The 20,542-nt window shown below is 64.3% G+C and carries 18 protein-coding genes; 10 read left to right on the top strand and 8 right to left on the bottom strand.

What is annotated here, in order from left to right; genetic code table 11:
* Positions 1 to 78 precede the first annotated feature (78 nt).
* The 5 genes from ACVIGA_RS33615 to ACVIGA_RS33595 form a co-directional block, all read right to left on the bottom strand.
* Complete coding sequence (locus ACVIGA_RS33615; RefSeq protein WP_456669387.1) at positions 79 to 504, bottom strand: globin family protein; 426 nt, start codon at positions 502 to 504, stop codon at positions 79 to 81.
* Between the two features lie 79 nt (positions 505 to 583).
* Positions 584 to 1,378 carry an ABC transporter ATP-binding protein gene (locus tag ACVIGA_RS33610; RefSeq protein ID WP_223968107.1) on the bottom strand — a complete coding sequence of 265 codons (795 nt, stop codon included), beginning with the start codon at positions 1,376 to 1,378 and terminating at the stop codon, positions 584 to 586.
* A 12-nt stretch (positions 1,379 to 1,390) separates the two neighbouring features.
* Positions 1,391 to 2,293 carry a nitrate ABC transporter permease gene (ntrB, locus tag ACVIGA_RS33605; protein WP_456669386.1) on the bottom strand — a complete coding sequence of 301 codons (903 nt, stop codon included), beginning with the start codon at positions 2,291 to 2,293 and terminating at the stop codon, positions 1,391 to 1,393.
* 61 nt (positions 2,294 to 2,354) lie between these two features.
* Entirely contained in the window at positions 2,355 to 3,671 is a 1,317-nt protein-coding gene (locus tag ACVIGA_RS33600) for a CmpA/NrtA family ABC transporter substrate-binding protein (protein WP_223968109.1), read from the bottom strand.
* Positions 3,672 to 4,016: 345 nt separating this feature from the next.
* Complete coding sequence (locus ACVIGA_RS33595; protein ID WP_456669385.1) at positions 4,017 to 4,931, bottom strand: intradiol ring-cleavage dioxygenase; 915 nt, start codon at positions 4,929 to 4,931, stop codon at positions 4,017 to 4,019.
* 143 nt (positions 4,932 to 5,074) lie between these two features.
* On the opposite strand from ACVIGA_RS33595, the gene ACVIGA_RS33590 reads away from it, so the two are divergent.
* The 3 genes from ACVIGA_RS33590 to ACVIGA_RS33580 all read left to right on the top strand — a co-directional run bounded on the left by ACVIGA_RS33590 (position 5,075) and on the right by ACVIGA_RS33580 (position 9,403).
* Complete coding sequence (locus ACVIGA_RS33590; RefSeq protein ID WP_456669384.1) at positions 5,075 to 6,349, top strand: serine hydrolase domain-containing protein; 1,275 nt, start codon at positions 5,075 to 5,077, stop codon at positions 6,347 to 6,349.
* Between the two features lie 176 nt (positions 6,350 to 6,525).
* A complete protein-coding gene (locus ACVIGA_RS33585; protein ID WP_456670945.1) occupies positions 6,526 to 7,983 on the top strand; it encodes a sensor histidine kinase in 1,458 nt (485 codons plus the stop codon).
* A 100-nt stretch (positions 7,984 to 8,083) separates the two neighbouring features.
* Positions 8,084 to 9,403 carry a dicarboxylate/amino acid:cation symporter gene (locus ACVIGA_RS33580; protein ID WP_456669383.1) on the top strand — a complete coding sequence of 440 codons (1,320 nt, stop codon included), beginning with the start codon at positions 8,084 to 8,086 and terminating at the stop codon, positions 9,401 to 9,403.
* 50 nt (positions 9,404 to 9,453) lie between these two features.
* On the opposite strand, the gene ACVIGA_RS33575 is transcribed toward ACVIGA_RS33580, so the two are convergent.
* Positions 9,454 to 9,765: a hypothetical protein gene (locus ACVIGA_RS33575; protein ID WP_143046883.1), complete on the bottom strand. Its 312-nt coding sequence runs from the start codon at positions 9,763 to 9,765 to the stop codon at positions 9,454 to 9,456.
* Between the two features lie 568 nt (positions 9,766 to 10,333).
* On the opposite strand from ACVIGA_RS33575, the gene ACVIGA_RS33570 reads away from it, so the two are divergent.
* From ACVIGA_RS33570 to ACVIGA_RS33560, 3 genes are all read left to right on the top strand, one after another.
* Positions 10,334 to 10,729, top strand: a complete 396-nt coding sequence (locus ACVIGA_RS33570; protein ID WP_016844123.1) for a helix-turn-helix domain-containing protein — start codon at positions 10,334 to 10,336, stop codon at positions 10,727 to 10,729.
* A 438-nt stretch (positions 10,730 to 11,167) separates the two neighbouring features.
* Positions 11,168 to 12,493, top strand: a complete 1,326-nt coding sequence (locus tag ACVIGA_RS33565; protein WP_456669382.1) for a L,D-transpeptidase family protein — start codon at positions 11,168 to 11,170, stop codon at positions 12,491 to 12,493.
* A gap of 222 nt (positions 12,494 to 12,715) precedes the next feature.
* Entirely contained in the window at positions 12,716 to 13,072 is a 357-nt protein-coding gene (locus tag ACVIGA_RS33560; RefSeq protein WP_456669381.1) for a hypothetical protein, read from the top strand.
* A gap of 49 nt (positions 13,073 to 13,121) precedes the next feature.
* Here the strand turns inward: ACVIGA_RS33560 and ACVIGA_RS33555 are convergent, their stop codons facing one another.
* Positions 13,122 to 14,876 (bottom strand): carbamoyltransferase family protein, encoded by a 1,755-nt coding sequence (locus tag ACVIGA_RS33555; RefSeq protein WP_456669380.1) that lies wholly within the window; start codon positions 14,874 to 14,876, stop codon positions 13,122 to 13,124.
* Positions 14,877 to 15,125: 249 nt separating this feature from the next.
* On the opposite strand from ACVIGA_RS33555, the gene ACVIGA_RS33550 reads away from it, so the two are divergent.
* From ACVIGA_RS33550 to ACVIGA_RS33535, 4 genes are read left to right on the top strand one after another with little or no spacing between them, the layout of a single operon-like run.
* Positions 15,126 to 16,181, top strand: coding sequence for an LLM class flavin-dependent oxidoreductase (locus tag ACVIGA_RS33550; protein WP_456669379.1), 1,056 nt, complete (start codon positions 15,126 to 15,128; stop codon positions 16,179 to 16,181).
* A gap of 33 nt (positions 16,182 to 16,214) precedes the next feature.
* Positions 16,215 to 17,822 carry an amino acid adenylation domain-containing protein gene (locus ACVIGA_RS33545; RefSeq protein WP_456669378.1) on the top strand — a complete coding sequence of 536 codons (1,608 nt, stop codon included), beginning with the start codon at positions 16,215 to 16,217 and terminating at the stop codon, positions 17,820 to 17,822.
* Complete coding sequence (locus tag ACVIGA_RS33540) at positions 17,819 to 18,136, top strand: hypothetical protein (protein ID WP_456669377.1); 318 nt, start codon at positions 17,819 to 17,821, stop codon at positions 18,134 to 18,136. Before ACVIGA_RS33545 ends, ACVIGA_RS33540 begins: the two co-directional genes overlap by 4 nt.
* Positions 18,137 to 18,146: 10 nt before the next feature.
* Entirely contained in the window at positions 18,147 to 19,394 is a 1,248-nt protein-coding gene (locus ACVIGA_RS33535; protein WP_456669376.1) for a hypothetical protein, read from the top strand.
* Between the two features lie 44 nt (positions 19,395 to 19,438).
* Here ACVIGA_RS33535 and ACVIGA_RS33530 read toward each other — a convergent pair whose 3' ends face one another.
* Positions 19,439 to 20,521 carry an isocitrate/isopropylmalate dehydrogenase family protein gene (locus tag ACVIGA_RS33530; protein WP_456669375.1) on the bottom strand — a complete coding sequence of 361 codons (1,083 nt, stop codon included), beginning with the start codon at positions 20,519 to 20,521 and terminating at the stop codon, positions 19,439 to 19,441.
* Positions 20,522 to 20,542: the final 21 nt, after the last annotated feature.

The raw sequence follows: 20,542 nt of genomic DNA, 5'->3' as shown, positions 1-20,542 counted from the left end.
ACAAATCGAGCTATGGATTGCTTCGCTTCGCTCGCAATGACGCGGATAGAGCTTGCGCTCACAGCGGAACCAGCCGCCCTACTCCGCCGCCTGCGCGTTGCCATAGGCTTCCGAAATCATGTAGCCGGACAGCGTGCCGTAGGCCGCGGTCCAGGCGGCGGCGACGTCGGGCGTCCAGGCTTCGCCGAGGCCTTTCTCCAGGGTCCACAGCAATGCGCCGCCGACCACCGGATAATGCTCGGGCTTGGCGCCATAGCCGACATGGCGCTTGGCGAGCGCGCTCGCGGCGGGAAGCACCGACGGCAGATTGCTCAATCCATTGACGACGACGGCAAGCGTTCCCATCAGCTTCTTGCGCTGTTCGGTCATATCTGAGGGAAACATCGCCTTGACGCCGGGTGCGACCTCGAACAGACGGTCATAGAAGATGACCGCCGCCTGCTCCGAGATCGGTGCGACCTTGGCGAAGGTCTCTTGGACGAGCTTGACCTGGTCTTCCGTCATGTGTGCCTCCGTGCACGCTGCTTCCTCGCCGCGCCATTGCGGCGAGGCAGAAAAAGCTCTCACGTGAGCGACGCGCTGCTCATGCCGCCTCGACGAAGCTGTGGCGCTCATAGAGGAATTCGAGCACGCGCTGCCGGCACTTCAGGTAGCCGGGGTTGGTCGCGAGCTCGAGCCGCTTGCGCGGACGCGCCAGCGGCACCTCGAGCACCTCACCGATCCGCGCGCTCGGGCCGTTGGTCATCATGACGATGCGGTCCGACAGCAGCACGGCCTCGTCGACGTCGTGGGTGATCATCAGGATGGTGTTGCCGAGCTTCTGGTGCAGCGCCATCACCGAATCCTGCAGATGCGCCCGGGTCAGCGCGTCGAGCGCGCCGAACGGCTCGTCGAGCAGCAGCACCTTCGGCTCCATCGCGAGCGCACGCGCGATGCCGACGCGCTGCTTCATGCCGCCCGAGATTTCGCTCGGCCGCTTGTCCTTGGCATGCGCCATCTGCACGAGACTCAGATTGTGCATCACCCAGGCGTCGCGCTCGGCCCGGCTCTTGGTCCTGGCAAACACCTTGTCGACGCCGAGCTTGACGTTCTCGTAGACGGTCAGCCACGGCAGCAGGCTGTGGTTCTGGAACACCACGGCGCGATCCGGCCCCGGCGCGTTGACCTCGCGGTTCTCCAACAGCACGCCACCATTGGTGGCGCCGGTAAGGCCGGCGACGATGTTGAGCAGGGTCGACTTGCCGCAGCCGGAATGGCCGATGATCGAGACGTATTCGCCCTTCTCGATGGTCAGGTTGATGTCCTTCAACACCTCCGTAGTGGCGCTGCCGCGGGTGAAAATCTTGTCGATGTGATCGAGCTTCAGATAGGCCTGCATGACTGGTCCTCCTCAGTTCGCAGCCGTGCCGCGGGTCACGACTTTGCCGAGGCCCGCAATGAGCCGGTCGAGCACGAAGCCGATGATGCCGACATAGAACAGCGCCAGGATGATTTCGCTGATGTGCGAGGAATTCCACGCATCCCAGATGAAGAAGCCGATGCCGACACCGCCGATCAGCATTTCCGCGGCGACGATCGCGAGCCACGACAGCCCGATGCCGATGCGCAGGCCGGTGAATATGTAGGGCGCGGCCGCCGGGATCATGATCTTGGTGAAGAACTCCAGCGGATTGAGCTGCACCACGGCGGCGACGTTGCGGTAATCCTGCGGAATGTTGCGGATGCCGACCGCGGTGTTGATGATGATCGGCCACACCGAGGTGATGAAGATGACGAAGATCGCCGAGGGCTGGCCGTCGCGAAATGCCGCGAGCGACAGCGGCAGCCAGGCCAACGGCGGGATGGTGCGCAGCACCTGGAACAGCGGATCGAGCCCGCGCATCGCCCAGACCGACTGGCCGACCAGCGTGCCGAGCGCGATGCCCGCGATCGCCGCCAGCGAATAGCCGTAGGCGACGCGCTGAAGGCTGGCGGAGAGATGCCAGAACAGACCCTTGTCGATGCCGCCATTGTCGAAGAACGGATCGAGGATCAGCTCCCTGGTGTCCTTGAACACTTTTGAAGGCGGCGGCAGGCTGGAGCCGGCGCGCCGGCAGATCAGCTCCCACACCACCAGCAGCAACGCGACCACGATCAGCGGCGGCACCACGCGCGCCGCGGCCTCCTTCGCCATCTTTGCGTAGGTTTCGGCGCGCGGCGCGCGCTTCGGCGTCATGGTTACGACCGGCGCCGCGGCAGCGGCCGGCGGAATCGCCACCGCCGACATATCGGTCTTCATGGCAGGCATCGACATTGACAGATGATCTCCGTGGTCGAAGAACGGGCCGCGCAACGTGCGGCCCTATGGGCTCAACTCAGACGTCGACGCGCTTGATGGACAGCGACTTCAAGTACGCGGCGGGATCGGCGGGATCGAACACCTTGCCGTCGAAGAAGGTCTCCTTGCCGCGCGAGGTCGAGGTGGGGATCTCCGATGCCGGCACGCCGAGCTCCTTGGCCGCCTCCTTCCAGAGATCCTCGCGGTTGACCTTGGCGATCAGCGCCTTGGTGTCGAAGCCCGCCTCGTACTTGCCCCAGCGGATGTCCTCGGTCAGGAACCAGAGGTCGTGGCTCTGATAGGGATAGGATGCGTTGTCCTTCCAGAACCGCATCTGCTGCGGCGAGTTCTCGACCACCCGGCCGGTGCCGTAGTCGAACTTGCCCTTCATCCGATCGGTGATGTCCTCGACCGGGCAGTTGATCCACTGCCGCTTGGCGCAGATCGCGGCGGTCTCCTCGCGGTTCTCCGCCTTCTCGCACCACTGCTGCGCTTCCATCACCGCCATCAGCAGCGCCTTCGCGGCCTTCGGATTCTTGTCGACCCAGGCGGCGCGCAGGCCGAACGATTTCTCCGGATGCTTGTCCCAGAGCTCGCCTGTCGTGATCGCGGTGTAGCCGATCTCCTGATGGATCAGCTGCAGATTCCACGGCTCGCAGACGCAGAAGCAATCCATCGTGCCGACCTTCATGTTCGCCACCATCTGCGGCGGCGGCACCACGATAGTCTCGATGTCCTTGTCGGGATCGATGCCGCCGGCGGCGAGCCAGTAGCGAATCCACAGATCATGCGTGCCGCCGGGGAAGGTCATCGCGGCCTTCACCGACTTGCCGGAGGCCTTCTTCTTCTCCAGCGCCGTCTTGAACGGCGCGGTGTCGATGCCGACCTTGAGATCGGCATATTCCTTGGCGACCGAGATGCACTGACCGTTCAGATTGAGCCGCGCCATGACGTACATCGGCGTCGGCTGATTGTTCTGCGTCACCTTGCCGGCCGAGATCAGATACGGCATCGGGGTCAGGATATGCGCACCGTCGATGCCGTTGCCCTCGGAGCCGAGCACGAGATTGTCGCGCGTGGTGCCCCAGGAGGCCTGCTTCTGCACCTCGACATCGGGCATGCCGTATTTGGCGAAGATGCCCTTCTCCTTGGCGACGAACAGCGGCGAAGCATCGGTGAGCGCGATGAAGCCGAGCTTGGCTCCCTTCACTTCCGGGCCGGCGCCTTGCGCGAATGCGCCGGCGGGAAAGTTGAGCTTGGCTGCGGCGAGCAGCGCGGCGGCGCCGCTGGTGGCCTTCAGGAGCTGGCGACGGCTGATCGCGCGGCCTGGGGGCTTGTTGCTGGGCTTGGTCATCGGTCGTCCTTTGCGTCGTTGCATTACGGTGTTGCGTCTTTGCGTCGAGCACCGTCCGTCGGGTGGCGACGCGCGCAGGGCGCAAAAGGGCATGCACCGGGGATGCCCCGGACTGGCGGCGTCAGAAATCCGATGGGGTGGCCTCGAGGGACGGCTTCAATGGCGTCGGCACATGACTATTCAAGCCTTGTGCCAAGCTACCGCAGTGCAAAAATCGATTTTATCGCAATGTTTTGCGCAACTTGTCGCATCGCGCGCGGAGTCTCCGTGCGCTGCCAAAAAATGCGATCCGCCCAATTCTTGTGCGCCGCGCATGAATTGGGCAGAGCGCTTGGACGACAGTGATCAGGCGTTTTCGGCGACCTTGGTGCCGAGCGGCGCAGGCGCCATTCCGCCGCCAGGCTTCACGCGAAATTCGTAGGTCATCAGGCTCCACGGGCCATCCGACCGCTGGCCATCGGGCATCACGGGATCGGTGCGCTGCTCGACCTTGGCGATCAGTTCGTCCTTCACGCCGAACACGACATCTGAATCGATGTATTTGTCGCCTTCCATAAACACGTGCGTGATCAGCGGCTCATAGCCCTTGGCGTTGACCAGGAAGTGGATATGCGCCGGCCGCATCGGATGACGGTTAGTCTGCGTGATCATCTGCCCGACCGGACCGTCGGTCGGGATCGGATAGCTGCACGGCACGATGGTGCGGAAGAAGAAGCGGCCGTCCGCATCGGTGATGAAGCGCGCCCGCGACGACGGACCTTCGGTGGCATAGCTCGGCTTCTGCGAGTCATAGAACCCGTCGTCGTCCGCGTGCCAGATATCGACCGGCACATTGGCCAGCGGCTTGCCGTCGAGATCGGTGACGCGGCTCTGCACGAACATGCGCTCGCCGGGCAGGCTTGCCGAAACGTCGGTGCCGTGCGGCGTCACCTTGTGCTCGCCGACATAGAACGGGCCGAGCACGGTGGTCTCGGTCGCGCCGTCGCGATCCCTGTGGTTGACCGCATCGACCAGCATCGACACGCCGAGCACGTCGGACAGCAGGATGAATTCCTGGCGGATGTCGGTGCACTTCTGCCCGGTACGGGTCAGGAAGCCGATAGCGTGGTCCCATTCCTCGAAGGTGAGATCGGTCTTGCGCACAAAATCGTGCAGCGACTTCACCAGTTCCTGCAGCAGGAACTTGGCCCGCGGATCGGGCGTCTGGTCGAAGCTGCGGATGACGGCTGTGGTGAGCTCGGTTTCGTTGAACTGGGTCATCTCGGCGTTTCCCGTATCCCTTGAGGGCGCGATTGCAGGGGCGACCGTACACTACCGGCCCGGTGCCGGTAAGCGGCGGCCGATTGCTGCAGCGGACACTTTTCGGCTATCAAGGCTGCCTCGCCAGCCGGAGAAAATGCCCGATGTTAGCTCCCACGCCTGCCTCGCCCGAATCCGCGGGAATGTCGACCACCGCCCTCAACCGCCTCGAAGCGCATTTGAAGAGCCGCTACATCGATTCCGGCCGCTTTCCCGGCACCCAGGTCCTGGTCTACCGCCGCGGCAAGATCGTGCATTCCACCGTCCAGGGCTTTGCCGATCTCGAACGCAAGGTGCCGGTGAAGGACGACACTATTTTCCGCATCTATTCGATGACCAAGCCGATCACCTCGGTCGCCTTCATGATGCTGGTCGAGGAAGGCAAGGTGGCGCTCGACGAGCCGGTCGCCAAATACATTCCGGAGTGGAAGAACCTCGGCGTGTTCGTCGCCGGCACCGCGCCCGCCTTCCTGACCCGCCCACCGACCCGGCCGATGCTGATCGTCGACCTGCTGCGCCACACCTCGGGCCTCACCTACGGCTTCCAGCAGCGCTCCAATGTCGACGCCGCCTATCGCGAGAAGAAGATCGGCGAGGTCCTCAAGGCCGGAACGCTCGACAGCATGATCGAGGACCTGGCGAAGATCCCGCTGGAGTTCTCGCCGGGTGAAGCCTGGAATTACTCGGTCTCCACCGACGTGCTCGGCTATCTCGTCGGCAAGATTTCAGGGATGCCGTTCGAGCAGTTCCTGAAGGAGCGCATCTTCAAACCGCTCGGCATGAACGACACCGACTTCTTCGTGCCGGCCGACAAGGCGCACCGCTTTGCCGCCTGCTATTCCGCCGACCCGCAAGGCGGCTTCAACCCGCTCGCGGCCGAGCGCAAGGGCACGCTGACGCTGCAGGACGATCCGGCCGCCAGCTCGTTCCTGTCGCCGCCCTCGCTGGTCTCCGGCGGCGGCGGGCTGTGCTCGACCGCGGCCGACTATCTGACCTTCTGCCGCGCGCTGCTGAACGGCGGCGAGCTCGGCGGCGTCCGGCTGCTCGGCCCGAAGACGCTGAAGCTGATGGCCAGCAATCATCTGCCCGGCGGCGTCGACCTGCCGGCGATGTCGCGTTCGATGTTCGCCGAGGCCGCCTATAACGGCATCGGTTTCGGCCTCGGCTTCGCCGTCACCATGCACCCGGCGCAGACGCTGATCGCGGGCAGCCCGGGCGAATTCAACTGGGGCGGCGCCGCGACGACGTCGTTCTTCATCGATCCGGCCGAAGAGCTGATCACGATCTTCATGACCCAAGTGCTGCCCTCGAGCGCCTATCCGCTGCGGCGCGAGCTGCGCACCATGGTCTACGCCGCGATCACCGAGAGCAATCTCTGACCAAAAGTTCTTCCGCGGCGTACGGTGTGCGCCGCGGAATTTTTCCGATTGCCGGTCATTTCCTTTGGCGGACTTTTCCCGCTTCCCCTAAGCTCACCGCAAACGGGCACCGACCCGGGGACCTCGTGCCGAAACTGACATTGCCAGTGCGTCTCGCGCTTCTGGTCGCGGGGACGATGTTGCCACTGATCGTTTTCGCGGTCGGGATCGTCTTCCACAATTACCAGCGAGATCGTCAGGCGGCTACGCAGCGCGTGCTGGAGACGGCGCGCAGCATCCGCCTGCTGCTCGATGCGGAAATGCAGCGCATGACCGGCGGGCTGCAGGTGCTGGCGCTGACCAACTCGCTGCGCAACAGCGACTTCGACAACTTCCGCCGCGTCGCGGCTGGCTTTCTCGACCAATACGGCAAAGACGGCGTGGTGCTGGTCGCCGACCGCAGGGGACGCCAGGCGTTCTCCTCGCTGACGCCGGACACCGCGAGCCTGCCGCCGCGCAACAATCTCGATATCGTCGAGAAGGTGTTTACGACGCGGCAGCCACAATACTCCAACCTGTTCTTCGGCGAGGTGAAGCAGGAACTGATCATCACGGTCGAGGTGCCGGTGATACGCGACGGCGAAGTGCTGTACGACATCTCCTTCAGCCCGCCGATCGAGGTCTTCCAGGCCATGATCGAGCGGCAGCGCCTGAACCAGGACTGGACCATCTCGATCTTCGACGGCGACGGCGTCAACCTCGCCCGCGTGCCGAATCCGCAGGCAACCATCGGACAGCGCGCATCGCCAACGTTGTTTGCCGAGATGTTCCGCCGCAGCGAGGCGACACTGCCGACCGTCTCGCTCGAAGGCGTGGCGCTGATCACGGGCTTCACCCGGTCGCGCGTCACCGGCTGGACGGTCGCCGCGGGCATCGCCGAGAACTCGCTGGTGGCGCCGCTGTGGCGCTCGCTTGCGATCACCAGCGTGATCGGTGGCGTCCTGCTCCTGGTCGGCCTCGGCTTTGCGGTGCGGATGGCGACCACGATCGCGCGCGGCGAGATGCTGCACGACCTGCTGATCGAGGAGCTCAACCACCGCGTCAAGAACACGCTGGCGATCCTGCAATCGATCGCCACGCAGACCTTCCGCAGCGCGAGCCGCGCCGAGCGCGACAAGTTCGAGGGACGGCTCGGCGCACTCGCCGAGGCGCACAATTTGCTCTCGACCGACAAATGGCAGGGCTCCGACCTGCAGGACGTGGTCAGCCGCGTGCTGCGGCCCTATCTGCTGAACGCCTCCGAACGGGTCAGGATGTTCGGGCCGCGCGTGCCGCTGTCGCCCCGGCTTGCCTTGGTGCTGTCGATGCTGCTGCATGAGATGGCGACCAACGCCGCCAAATATGGCGCACTGTCCAACGACACCGGCACGGTGACCCTGGATTGGGAGATCCTCGCGGACGGCCCCGGACCGATGCTCCGGTTGATCTGGACGGAGGCCGGCGGCCCACCGGTCGCGGCGCCGGTGCAGCGCGGCTTCGGCTCCCGGCTGATCGAGCGCAGCGCCCGCGACCAGCTCGGCGGCGAGGCCACGGTGGATTTCCTGCCCCACGGCGTGGTCTACACGGTGACCAGCACCCTCGAAACCGGCGAATGACCGGGCAAATGGCCCCAATCCTGCGACATCTTGGCACGCAAGTTGCTAAGATGGGGCGGGATCGGCCGGCAAGAACACCGGCCAAAAACAGGGGGAGTTCATGTCGACCATCGCCGCGGACGCTACAGTTGCACGCAAGCCGCTCTACACATCGCTGTTCGTGCAGGTGCTTGTCGCGCTACTGCTCGGCATCATCATCGGCATGGCGGCACCCGATTTCGCGATCGGGCTGAAGATCTTCAGCGATGCCTTCCTGAAACTGATCTCGATGATCGTGGCGCCGATTGTGTTCTGCGTGGTGGTGCACGGCATCGCGGGCGCCGGCGACCTCAAGAAGGTCGGACGCGTCGGCGTCAAGGCGCTGGTGTATTTCGAGGCGATGACGACGGTCGCGCTCGTGGTCGGCTTGATCCTGGCCTACCTGTTCGGGCCCGGTCACGGCATGAACATCGATACCTCGACGCTGGATGCCAAGGCGCTCGGCAACTATGCCAGCAATGCGCAGAAGCTGAAGGGCGAAGGCATCGGCAGCTTCCTGCTCAACATCATCCCGAGCACCTCGTTCGACGCGCTGTCGCGCAACGACGTGCTGCAGGTGCTGTTCTTCGCCATCATCTTCGGCGTCAGCCTCGCGCTGGTCGGCGGCGAGAAGGGCGAGAAAATCTCCTCGTTCATCGACGCGGTCTCCACCGTGCTGTTCCGCGCCATGGGCCTGATCGTGCGCTTCGCGCCGATCGGCGTGCTCGGCGCCGTCGCCTACACAGTCGGCAAATACGGCGTCGGCTCGCTGAAGCAGCTACTGTCGCTGGTGGCGCTGTTCTACGTCTCGGTCGCGATTTTCGTGCTCGGCGTGCTCGGCGGGGTGATGGCGCTTGCCGGCATCAATATCCTCAAGTTCCTCGGCTACCTGCGCGAGGAGCTGATGATCGTAGTCGCCACCGCATCCTCCGACGCGGTGCTGCCGCAGGTGATGCGCAAGCTGGAGCATTTCGGCGTCAAGGATTCGGTGGTCGGCCTCGTGATTCCGACCGGCTATTCGTTCAACCTCGACGCGTTCTCGATCTATCTGACGCTGGCGGTGGTGTTCATCGCGCAGGCGACCAACACGCCGCTGTCGTTCGGTGACCTGCTGCTGGTGCTCGGCGTGTCGCTGATCACCTCGAAGGGCGCGCATGGCGTGCCCGGCTCGGCGATCGTCATCCTGGCGGCGACGCTCAACGCCGTGCCGAGCATCCCGGCGATCGGCCTCGTGCTGGTGCTCTCGGTTGACTGGTTCATCGGCATGGCGCGCGCCGTCGGCAATCTGATCGGCAACTGCGTCGCCACCGTCGTGGTCGCGGCATGGGAAGGTGACCTCGACCGGGACAAGGCCCGTCGCGTGCTCGAAGGCGCTGATGCGGTCGACGTCACCGCGGGCTGAGCCACGCGATGCTGGGCGGCGGCGTCCCGCGCATGGCGCGGGGCGCCGGCTTACTTGATCAGCCGCAGATACGGCGGCAACTGCCTGGTTGCCGGTTCCTGTACCGGCTCGTCCGACGCGATCATGTCACACAGCGCCTTCAACTCGGAATCCGTCACCTTGTGCAGCTCCATCCGCAGCTCGAGGATGGCAAGGGACAACAGCCGCGCCGTTTCCGTGTTCGCCCGGTCAGTCAGAAATGCCTGACACTCTTCCAAGGTTGCCAGCAGCGCCAGCAACCGTTCTTCCGTATTTGCGACCGGCATATCTTCCACTCCCGAAGCCGCGAGGTAGAGTCGAGGTGTTCCCCTCTTCCGCTTCATTTGGCCTCTCCTGCCAGAGTTCGCCGGCTTTCCGTAGGCGCACAATTGTTCCCGATGATTCAGAACTTTTAGGCAATTGTCCAGCAACATTCCGAAAGCCTGACTTGGACTTACGTCAAACTTTTCGCATTGGCGGCGCTTTCGTCAAGCAACCGCAGACCGTCGCCGCGACCTCAGGATGCACTAGCTGGGGTTGCATCCACACTAGGACGCTCGTACAATATTGGCTGCCCGTAGAACTACGGGCGAGTGCAATGCCGCCCAGTAAGCATGCGCGCAAAATCTGTGTCGATCAAACTCGCGCTAGTTGTGGTTTGGTCAATATTTTGCCAAATGTAGAGGGCGGGGTGTCGATAGACACCTTGGCGCGGTCGACTTCAGGTAGTCGACCGAGTCGGTACTTGGGTGCTTCCGATGCACATCTGCGTTTGGATACCATCCCGCGATCTTCTTGGATTTCGTCGTTCAGACGAACTGACGATCCACTCGAGCTTAACGCGGTACATCATGAACGTGTCCCTGACCCGACCGGGCCAGGGATTCTCGATTTGAAGGACGGGTCACAAGAATGAACAGATCAGCAGCAAAGAAGATGAAGCAGCGCAGCGCCGGCAAGCCGGACATTGAGTTGGGCAAGCGGATTCGTCTGCGCCGTGTCGAGCAGAAGATCTCGCAGGCGGAACTCGGCGACAAGCTGGGCGTCAGCTTCCAGCAGGTCCAGAAGTACGAGAAGGGCGTGAACCGCGTCGGCGCCGCCCGCCTTCAGCAGATCGCGACCGCGCTGGACGTGCCGGTGACCTTCTTCTACGACGGCGACAACAAGGCCCGCGAAGTCGAGAGCCTGCTGTTCCTCGACAGCGCGTTCAGCCTCCGGTTGCTGCGCGCCTACAGCAAGATCAAGGATCAGACCGTGCAGCGCCAGCTGGTGTCGCTGATGGAATCGATCGCCGCCAACGAAGACTGAACGGCAGCACAGGTACGATCGCGATACCGCGAACGCGATCGACCAGGGCGAGCGGATCGGCAGCGACCGGTCATTGGGATCGCCACGCGCCGGTCGAACCGAGAAGATATCGAAGCGCTGCCATCGGCGATGGCAGCGCTTTTTCTTTGACCGTTCGGCACGGCCAGGTCCCTGCCCCCGGCTTCGGCACAACGAGTGAGCGGTCTCCGCGTTGATGTGCGCCATAAGGGTCGTGCGGCCGCCATGCCGACGATGGCGGCAGCCCCGGGCCGGCTGGACGGTCACGGTAATGTTCCGACCGCAACCAAAACTTAATCAAGACGCAACGGTCTCGGGATAGATCATCACCTCCGAACGAACGCGCCGCCCCCCATTCATGCGGCCGGGACCGAGCCTTCCGATTTTTCGCGCAAGCGACGCAGTCCGGAGAATCGAGATATGCAGAGAGTGACACTCGTCGTCGTAGCCACGATGCTTGCGGCTCTACCGGCATTCGCCCAAACCGCCGGCGCGCCCGACCCGACTGCGGCGGTCCCGCCTCATCATGCGCTGCCGGCTGCGGTACCGGCAGCCACCCAGCCAAGCCAGGCCAAGCCGGCCGCGTCGGTCGCGGAAACGCGATCGGCTGCCGCGCTCGCGTTGTCGCGCGAGCCGACCTACGACCAGGGCAGTGCACAACGCATTCGCGACGTGGTGAAGAGCTATTCCGATCTCGCCGCCCGCGGCGGTTGGCCCACGATCCCCGCGGACGCGAAATTTGCGTTGGGCGTCCAGGGCGTCAATGACGATCTGCTGCGCAAGCGTCTGATCATCACCGGCGATCTTGCCGCCGACAAGGCCGCCGGCGCCTATGATGAAGTCGTGGCCCACGCGGTGAAGCATTTCCAGACACGCCACGGGCTCGCGGCGACCGGCACGGTGACGCCGCGGACGCTGGCAGCGCTCAACGTTCCCGTGCAGAAGCGGATCAAGCAGCTCGAGGCCTCGCTGGAGCGGCTTGATCAGATGGATTTCCAGTTCGGGCAGCGCTATGTCGTGGTCAACATTCCCGCCACCTTCGCCGAGGCCGTCGAGGACGACAAGGTCGTGCGGCGCTACCGCGTGATTGTCGGCAAGACCGAGAAACCCTCGCCGACGCTGACGTCCGAGATCACCGACGTAATTCTCAATCCGACCTGGACGGTGCCGTCGTCGATCATCAAGACGGAAATCGCAGCGCATATGCGCAAGGATCCAGCCTACCTGTCGCGCATGCACATGGACGTGCTCGACGCCCACGACAACCCGATCGACCCGCATTCGGTCGACTGGTCGGGCGATCACGCGCCGAACATCACGGTGCGTCAGCAGAGCGGCACATGGAATGCGCTCGGCGCGGTCAAGATCGACATGCCGAACTCCTATTCGGTCTACATGCACGACACCAATCAGCACAGCCTGTTCAACGACGACTATCGCTTCGATTCGCATGGCTGCTCGCGCGTCGACAATGTCCGCGATCTCGCGGCATGGCTGCTGAAGGACCAGCCGCAGTGGGCCCGCGCGGCCATCGATGCCGCGATCGCCACCGGACAGCGTCAGGACGTTCGCATGCTGAAGAAGGTGCCCGTGGCCTGGATCTACCTCACGGCGTGGATGACGAAGGACCGGACCATCCAGTTCCGCAACGACGTCTACGATCAGGACCAGCAACTCCTCGAAGCCGCCGCAGAGGAAGCTGCCTTCTTCAACAAGGCCGCCGAACATCCCCTGACCACGCAGTAGAGTGCTTTTCCGCGAAGCGCGACCAAACGTCATCACGTTTTGTTTGCGCCTCGCCATTCTGTCGCGCGGCCAATTGTCGCCCGCGCACCGAGCGACCTCACAACTCCCGCATTTCCTGCGTTGAACCGGCGTCGCCAAAACCGAGTGCATGTGCCTGGCTTTCTTGTCGCAGCAACGAAGCGGCCACACGGACGTTTTCAGGCTTCAACCAAGGAGATCTCAATGAATATCAAGCTTGCAATTATTGGACTGGCCGCGCTCGGAAGCGCAGCGTTGACGTCCGGTGCGGCATCGGCGATGCCGAACGGGCTTCCGCAGGCCAGCCACATCGCAGGCGAAACGTCCAATGTCGACAAGGTGCGCCAGGTCTGCGATCGCTGGGGCCGCTGCTACTGGCAACCGGGCTATGGCTACGGACCGCGCCATCACGGATGGCATCATCGTCCGCACGTCTACCCCCGCCATCATCACGGGTACCGTCATCACGGCGGACATCATGGTGGCGGCGGCCATCACGGCGGTGGCCATCACGGCGGTGGCCATCACGGTGGCGGACATCACGGCGGACACCGGCGCTAATCATCCGCGAGGGGGCTTCGGCCCCCTCACCTTTTCGCTCCAGTGCCGGCTACCTCTGTCCCAGGCGGCGGACGAGCACGTTCTCGAGGAAGAGATACTCGATGCCGGTGCCGAGGAACGTGTCGATGGCTTCGCGCGGGGTGTTGACGATCGGCTGCCCCTTCACGTTGAAGCTCGTGTTCAGCACCATTTCGCGGCCGGTCGCCCGGCCGACCGCGCGCAGCAACGCGTGGAATTCCGGATTGTCCCTGACGCCGACCGTCTGCACGCGGGCCGAGCCGTTGACATGCGTGATCGCCGGCAGCGCGGCGCGATGTTCGGGGCGCACGTCGGCGGTCATGATCATGTAGGGAAGCTCAAGCCCCTTCGGCACCTCGAACCAGTCATGCACCTGCTCAAGGCTGACCGCCGGCGCGAACGGGCGGAAGGCCTCGCGCATCTTGACCATCGCGTTGATGCGGTCGCGCATGTCAGGATGACCGGGATCGGCCAGGATGCTGCGGTGTCCAAGCGCGCGAGGGCCGAACTCCATGCGTCCGCGGTACCAGCCGAGCACGCGTCCGGCGGCGATCAGCCTGGCCGCCGCCGCGCAGGTCTCGTCGAGATCCGGAAAGCGCGTGATCTCGATGCGGCCGGCAGTGTCGGCCAGCGCACTGTAAATCTCGGTTTGCGCGTGTGCGGGGCCGAGGAAGGGGACCGGCATCCGGACGTTCTTCACGCCGCTGTCGCGCGATGCCGACCAGAGCGCGGCGCCATCGTCGCCTGCGGCCGGCTGAACGTAGATCTCGTCGAACAGGCCGGACTGCAGCAGGCGGCCGTTGGCCGTGCAGTTAAGCGCGACGCCGCCCGCCATCGCGAGCCTGCGCAGGCCGGTGCTGCGGCCGAAATGGCCGCAGATGTGGAGCATGACACTGTCGAGGCATTCCTGCAGCGCCGCGGCGACGTCGCGATGGTCGTCGGTGACGTCGCCGTCGGGCGCGCGAGCGGGGATCAGATGCTCTCCGAGATGGCGTCGCGTCGCGCCGTAGGTTTCGCGATCATGGCGCTCGGTATTGAGGCGGAGCAGCGGAATCCTGATCAGGCCGTCGTCGCGCAGTTCCACGGTCCGCTCGAAGAAAGCACGGTGACGGGCGGGATCGCCGTAGGGAGCGAGTCCCATGATCTTGTATTCGTCGGAGTTGAAATCGAAGCCGAGATGCAGCGTCAGCGTGGAATAGAGAATGCCGATCGAATCCTGGGCGGTGATTTCTGCAAGCTTGTCGATCGCGTTGTCGTGCGCGTGATAGACGGTGACAGCGTGGACCTCGCCCATGCCGTCGAGGATCACCACCAGGCATTCGTCCCAGCCGGAGGTGTAGTAGGCGCTGGCGGCATGGGACAGATGATGGTTGACGTGGTGGACCCTGCTGGCCGGAAATCCGGGCAGGTGCTGATCGACTTGCGAGAGCAGTTTCTCGCGCGATAACACCTCCCTGTATTGTCGGGCGGAGGTCGGATCCAGCATGAAGGCGGCCTTGTAGGGCGCATAGTCGAAGCCGTGAGAGATCACGTCGATGTCGGATGGCTTCAGGCCGGCGGTCTCCAGGCAGTAGCTGATCGCGCCGATCGGAAAATCACCGCTGTGTTTCTTGCGGTTGAAGCGCTCTTCGGCAGCACCGGCGACGATCCTGCCGTCGACCACCAGCACCGCAGCGGAATCGTGGCCCTGTGAGATCCGATATTCGCGCTCCTCCAGGCCCGGCCAATGCTTCTTCTTGAAGGGAATCGAGCTCTCGAATCCACTGATGCCGATTATTTTTGCCATGTTCAACACCCCCTGGACGGATCACGCTCAAGGGAAATTCGAGCAGGTGCCGCGGCATCGTTGCAGAGAGGCCGCGGAAATCAAGGTCCGCATAAGTGCAGTGCGCCGCCCCCGAATAGTCGGCCGAGCATCCGTTCCCCGCTTGACGGAGTACCACCTTTGCGTCGGGGGAGCTCACGAACGCATCTGCTACGATGGCGATTCTCCACCAGCCACGGTGTTTCGACGCCTTTTGGACGGAGGTGGATGATGGATACGTTTTCCGACATTCGGTTCGAAGTCTTCAGCACGTGCCCGCAATCCGGCGCGGTGCAAGCGGCGGACTATGTCGAGCGGGTGAAGGCCGTCGCCCGCTGGAGCGAAGAGGCGGGCTGCAAAGGAATCCTAGTCTATACGGAAAACTCCCTGGTCGATCCCTGGCTCGTCTCGCAGGTGATCCTGCAGAACACCAAGGAACTCTGTCCTCTGGTGGCGGTGCAGCCGGTCTACATGCACCCGTACAGCGTCGCCAAGATGGTGAGTTCGTTCGCGCATATGTACGGACGCCGGCTCTATCTGAACATGGTCGCGGGCGGCTACACGACCGAGCTTGCGGCGCTCGGCGATGCGACGGCGCACGACAAGCGGTACGCGAGGCTCGTCGAATACACCGGCATCAGCAAGCTGCTGCTGGAGAACGCCGGGCCGGTGACGCTCGAAGGCGAATTCCATGCCGTCCGCAATTTGAGGATGACGCCACCGCTGCCGCGTGAATTGCTGCCCGGCATATTCGTGTCGGGCTCCTCGGAAGCCGGGCTCGCGGCCGCCAAGACGCTGGGCGCGACGCCGGTGAAGTATCCCAAGCCGGCAGCAGAGTACGGGCAGGCGGACGCCGACTGCGTCGGCTCGGGCGTGCGCGTCGGCATCATCGCCCGCGCTAGCGCCGAGGAGGCCTGGCGGGTCGCGCATGAACGCTTCCCGACCGACAAGAAGGGGCAACTGGCGCACAAGCTGGCCATGAAGGTCTCGGATTCGGCGTGGCACAAGCAGATGTCCGATCTCTCGGCCGAGACGGCCGTCACCCAGAACACGCCCTATTGGCTGGTGCCGTTCGAAAACTATAAGACTTTCTGCCCGTATCTGGTTGGCGACTACGGGGTCGTCTCCGACGAACTCGCGCGCTACGCCGCGGCCGGCTACGGGACGTTCATCCTGGACATTCCACCCAGCCGCGACGAACTGGCCCATACGGGCGAGGTCTTCGGACAGGCGCTGACGAAGGCCAGGCGACTGAAGTCATCAGCGCTTCGCGATCCCGGCGCGTAACGGCCCTCGCAGGCTAGATTGGGCAATTGTTCGATGGAGTTGCGCGCGGACGAATCACGGCGGGGATTGTGGACGGGCTTCCTGCGCTCGGCGAAGCTGTTTCCCGGCCGTCCTGCCGTCGTCGCACAGGACACGTCGCTGTCGTATCGACAGCTGCGCGAGGTCGCCGTTCGCATCGCAGCCTGCATCCAGGCGCATCGCGAAGGGTTGTCGACGCGGCTGACCGCCGTATTCGCGCATCGCAGCGCGACGGCGTTCGCCGGCGTGCTCGGATCGCTTCTGGCCGGGAACGGCTACGTGCCGCTGAACCGCACCTTCCCGATCGCGCGCACCAGATCGATGCTTGTCCGTTCGGAATGCCGATCGATCATCGTCGATGCGGACTCCTTGCCGCAGATGGACGCGCTCATGGCGGGCGTGGACGAGCCGCTGCTCGTGATCGCGCCCGGTCTCGAGGACCCGCGCCCCTATCGCGAACGATGGCCGTTGCACATCATCGTCGGAGCTGCCGATCTCGAAGGATACGCCGGCTGGCGCGAGCCGGACGCGCGCGCGGACGCGATCGCCTATCTGCTGTTCACCTCCGGCAGCACGGGGGTACCGAAGGGAGTGATGGTCGCGCACCGCAACGTCGCAGCCTATGTCGACCATGTCGCGGAGCGCTTCGCCATTACGGAGCTGGACGTCGTCTCGCAAACATTCGACATGACGTTCGACCTGTCGGCATCCGACATGTTCATGGCGTGGGAACGCGGCGCCTGCGTGTGCTGCCCCTCGCAGAAGACGCTGATCAATCCGGGGCGGTTCATCCGCGAGCAGGGATTGACGGTCTGGTTCTCGGTGCCCTCGATGGTCGCGCTGATGAAGCAGTCCGGGCTGCTGAAGCCGGGAGGGCTTCCCTCGCTCAGATTGAGCCTGTTCTGCGGCGAGCCGCTGCCCGTCGCTAGCGTCGAGGCCTGGGCGATGGCTGCGCCGAACAGCATCGTCGAGAACGTGTACGGACCGACCGAGCTGACTATCGCGTGCACGGGCTATCGCTGGGATCCGAAGCGCACGCCGGCCGAAGCGGAGATGGGCATCGTGCCGATCGGCGCGCCATTCCCGGGAATGGAGGTGCTCGTCGTCGACGAGCAGCTGAACGAGGTCGCGCCGGGCGCGGACGGCGAACTGCTGATGAGCGGTCCGCAGATGTCGCTCGGCTACTGGAAAGATCCCGAGAAGACCGCCGCAGCCTTCGTCGTCCCGCCCGGACGGCGGGAAATGTTCTACCGCACCGGCGACCGCGTGCGCCGGCCCGCCGGCGACGGTCCCCTGACCCATCTCGGCCGCATGGACTCGCAGGTAAAGATCCTCGGCCACAGGGTGGAACTCGGCGAGGTCGAAGCCGTGGTGCGCGAGGCCTCGGGCGTCGACGGTGTCGTGGCGATCGGCTGGCCCATCACGTCGAGCGGCTACGGCGGCATCGAAGTGCTCATCGAAGGCGGGCCGGTTGATCTCGACGGGCTTCGCGCGGCGGTCGCCGCCCTGCTGCCGGACTACATGGTCCCGAGACGATGGCACGTCCGCAGCCGGCTGCCGCGCAACGCCAACGGCAAATACGATCGCAAGGCCATGCCGGCGGTTTTGGGAGACAGCCAATGAGCGGTCCGACCACGGATGACGTCCGCGCCTTCTTCGGAGCCTTCCTCAACCAGAAGCTCCAGGACCGCGGACAGCGCCCGCTGCGCGATCTCCCCGACGACTACGACCTGCTGCTGTCGGGCGCGCTCGATTCGCTCGCCTTCGTCGAGATGATGATGGCGGCGGGTGAGCACTTCGACAGGGAGATCGATTTCGAGAACCTCGATCCAGAACAGATGACGCTGATCGGGCCGCTGTGCCAGTTCGTGTCGGAGCAATTGACGCAGCGTCGATTGCGAATCGGGCCGACCGGCTCGTCGCCGCCATTCGGCTAGGGAGGGATTTATGGCGGGGACCCGTGCGCCGGCGCAAATTCAGACACGCTCCAAGTATCACGCCGCCGATATCCTGCTCCGACTCCTGAAAAGCCGGCGGCGTCCTGCGTCCGCTCAAGCCGAAGCGGCAACACGCTCCGGAAGCGCGTTGGCGCCGGCGAAGCAGCGGGAGGTCCGGTTCGCGGATTTCGAAAGCGTCGCGCGGCTAAAGGAACGCGGAGGCCTTGCGAAAGACAGCCCGGAGAACTGGGATCGGCTCTGGCGACAAAATCCGGCGATGGCCGCCGCCAAATCGCAGCCAAGCATGGGGTGGGTGCTGGAAACCGAGCAGGGGATTGTCGGGTACCAGGGAAACATTCCCGTGCTCTACCAGCTCGAAAGTCGAACGATATTCGCCGCGACAGCCGCTGGCTTGGTGATCGACCCGGCGTACCGCACCCGCTGCATCGGCCTGCTGGCTTCGTTCTTTCGGCAGCGAGATGTCGATCTCCTTGTCATCACGAATTCGACAGCATCGGTGGTCAATCAATCAAAAGCCCTTCATGCGAAGTCGTTGCCTGACCCCGACTACGACAAGATCCTGTTCTGGATCCTGGATGTCCATCGCTTCGCGCGGGTGCTCGCAGCGAAGTTCGACGTCGGGAGCGGAATGGAGTCTGTCGGAGCTTTCCTTGCCTCCTCGGCCATGCGTTTGGATTCGCTCCGCCGCGGACCACGGGGCCGTTCGACCAGCAAGGTGACGGAAATCGATGTGAAGGACATCGGGGACGAATTTGAAGCGCTGTGGCGACGCAAATTGGGCGAGGCCCCTCGGTTGCTGGCCGACCGAAGTCCCGCCTCTCTCCGGTGGCACTTCACGCTCCCTGGGAGCTCTTCGACGGTTGCCGTGCTTTGCTGCCATCGATTCCAGCGCTTGGCGGGATATGCCGTCGTGCTGCATGCGGTCGACCGCGAGACAGGTTTGCGACGGTCGACGCTCGCCGACATCCTGGTGGAGCAGGATGACACAGACGTGACCGAGGCACTGCTCGAGGCGGCCTATGCCAACGCGGTCGCTTCGGGCGGTCAACTCTTCGAGCTGGTCGGCGTGCCCGGACATATCCGGCAGATCCTGATGAGATGGAATCCCTACGTCAGGACTTACCCGACCGATCCGCTCGTCTACAAGACGACGGACGAGGGCCTGGCTCGCGCCCTCGAAGACGAGAATGCCTGGTACGCCGGCCCGTTCGACGGCGACGCAACGCTGCTGCCGTGACGGCTCCGCTGAGCCGGCGCGGCGTCGGCCCCTCACCCTTTGCGCTAAAGCGCCGCCAGCACGGCCTTCGCGACATCTGCGGTGCCGTTGCTGCCGCCAAACTCGAACGGCTTGATGCCGGCGGCATAGACCTTGTCGACGGCGCGCTCGATGCTTTCGGCGGCTTCAGCGGCGCTCTCGAGGCCATGCCTGTCAGCGAGCCAGTCCAGCATCATCGCAACCGACAGGATCATCGCAGTCGGGTTGGCCTTGCCCTGCCCCATGATGTCGGGCGCCGTGCCATGACACGGCTGAAACACCGCGTAACGGTCACCGATATCGGCCGACGGCGCCATGCCCATGCCGCCGATCAGGCCGGCGGTGAGGTCGGACAGGATGTCGCCGAACATGTTTTCGGTCACCATGACGTCGAAGTCCCAGGGGCGCTTCACCAGCGCGGCCGCAGCCGCGTCGATGTAGAGGTGATCAGCCCTGACGTCGGAATGACGCTTCGCGGTCTCGTCGAAGATGCTCCGGAAGAACGCGAACGCCTTGAACACGTTCGCCTTGTCGACGCAAGTCAGCCCGCCGCCGACGCGGCCGCGCGCCTTGCGGCGTTCAGCAAGCCGGAACGAGAACTCGAACAGCCGCTCCGAGGTTCGGCGCGTGATCACCATGGTCTCGCGCGCCTCGCTATCGGTGACGACGCCCTTGCCCATCGAGGCGAACAGGCCCTCGGTGGATTCCCTGATCACGACGAGGTCGATGCCCTTCTGATCGGCGCCGACGATCGTGCTCGGCACACCCGGGATCAATCGCGCGGGCCGCACACCGGCATAGAGATCGAAGATCATGCGCAACTCGATCTGCGGCGCGATCTCAGTGTTATCAGGGTAGCGCACCGACGGCAGCCCGCAGGCGCCGAGCAGGATCGCGTCAGCCTCCTCGCACAGCCGCACCGTGCTCTCCGGCATCGACTTGCCGGTCTGCTTGTAGTGGCCAGCACCGGCCGGCGCCTCAGTGAAGCGGAATTTGAGGCCGGACGACGCCTCGATCCTGCGCAGCACTTCGAGCGCCGGCGCCATCACCTCCGGACCGATGCCATCGCCACCGAGAACTGCGATGTGGAGTGCGTCGTTGGCGGACATGGGAAGCTCCGAAAGATGACC

Source organism: Bradyrhizobium sp. USDA 3240 (assembly GCF_054063295.1).
This window is presented reverse-complemented; position numbering and strand designations above follow the sequence as displayed.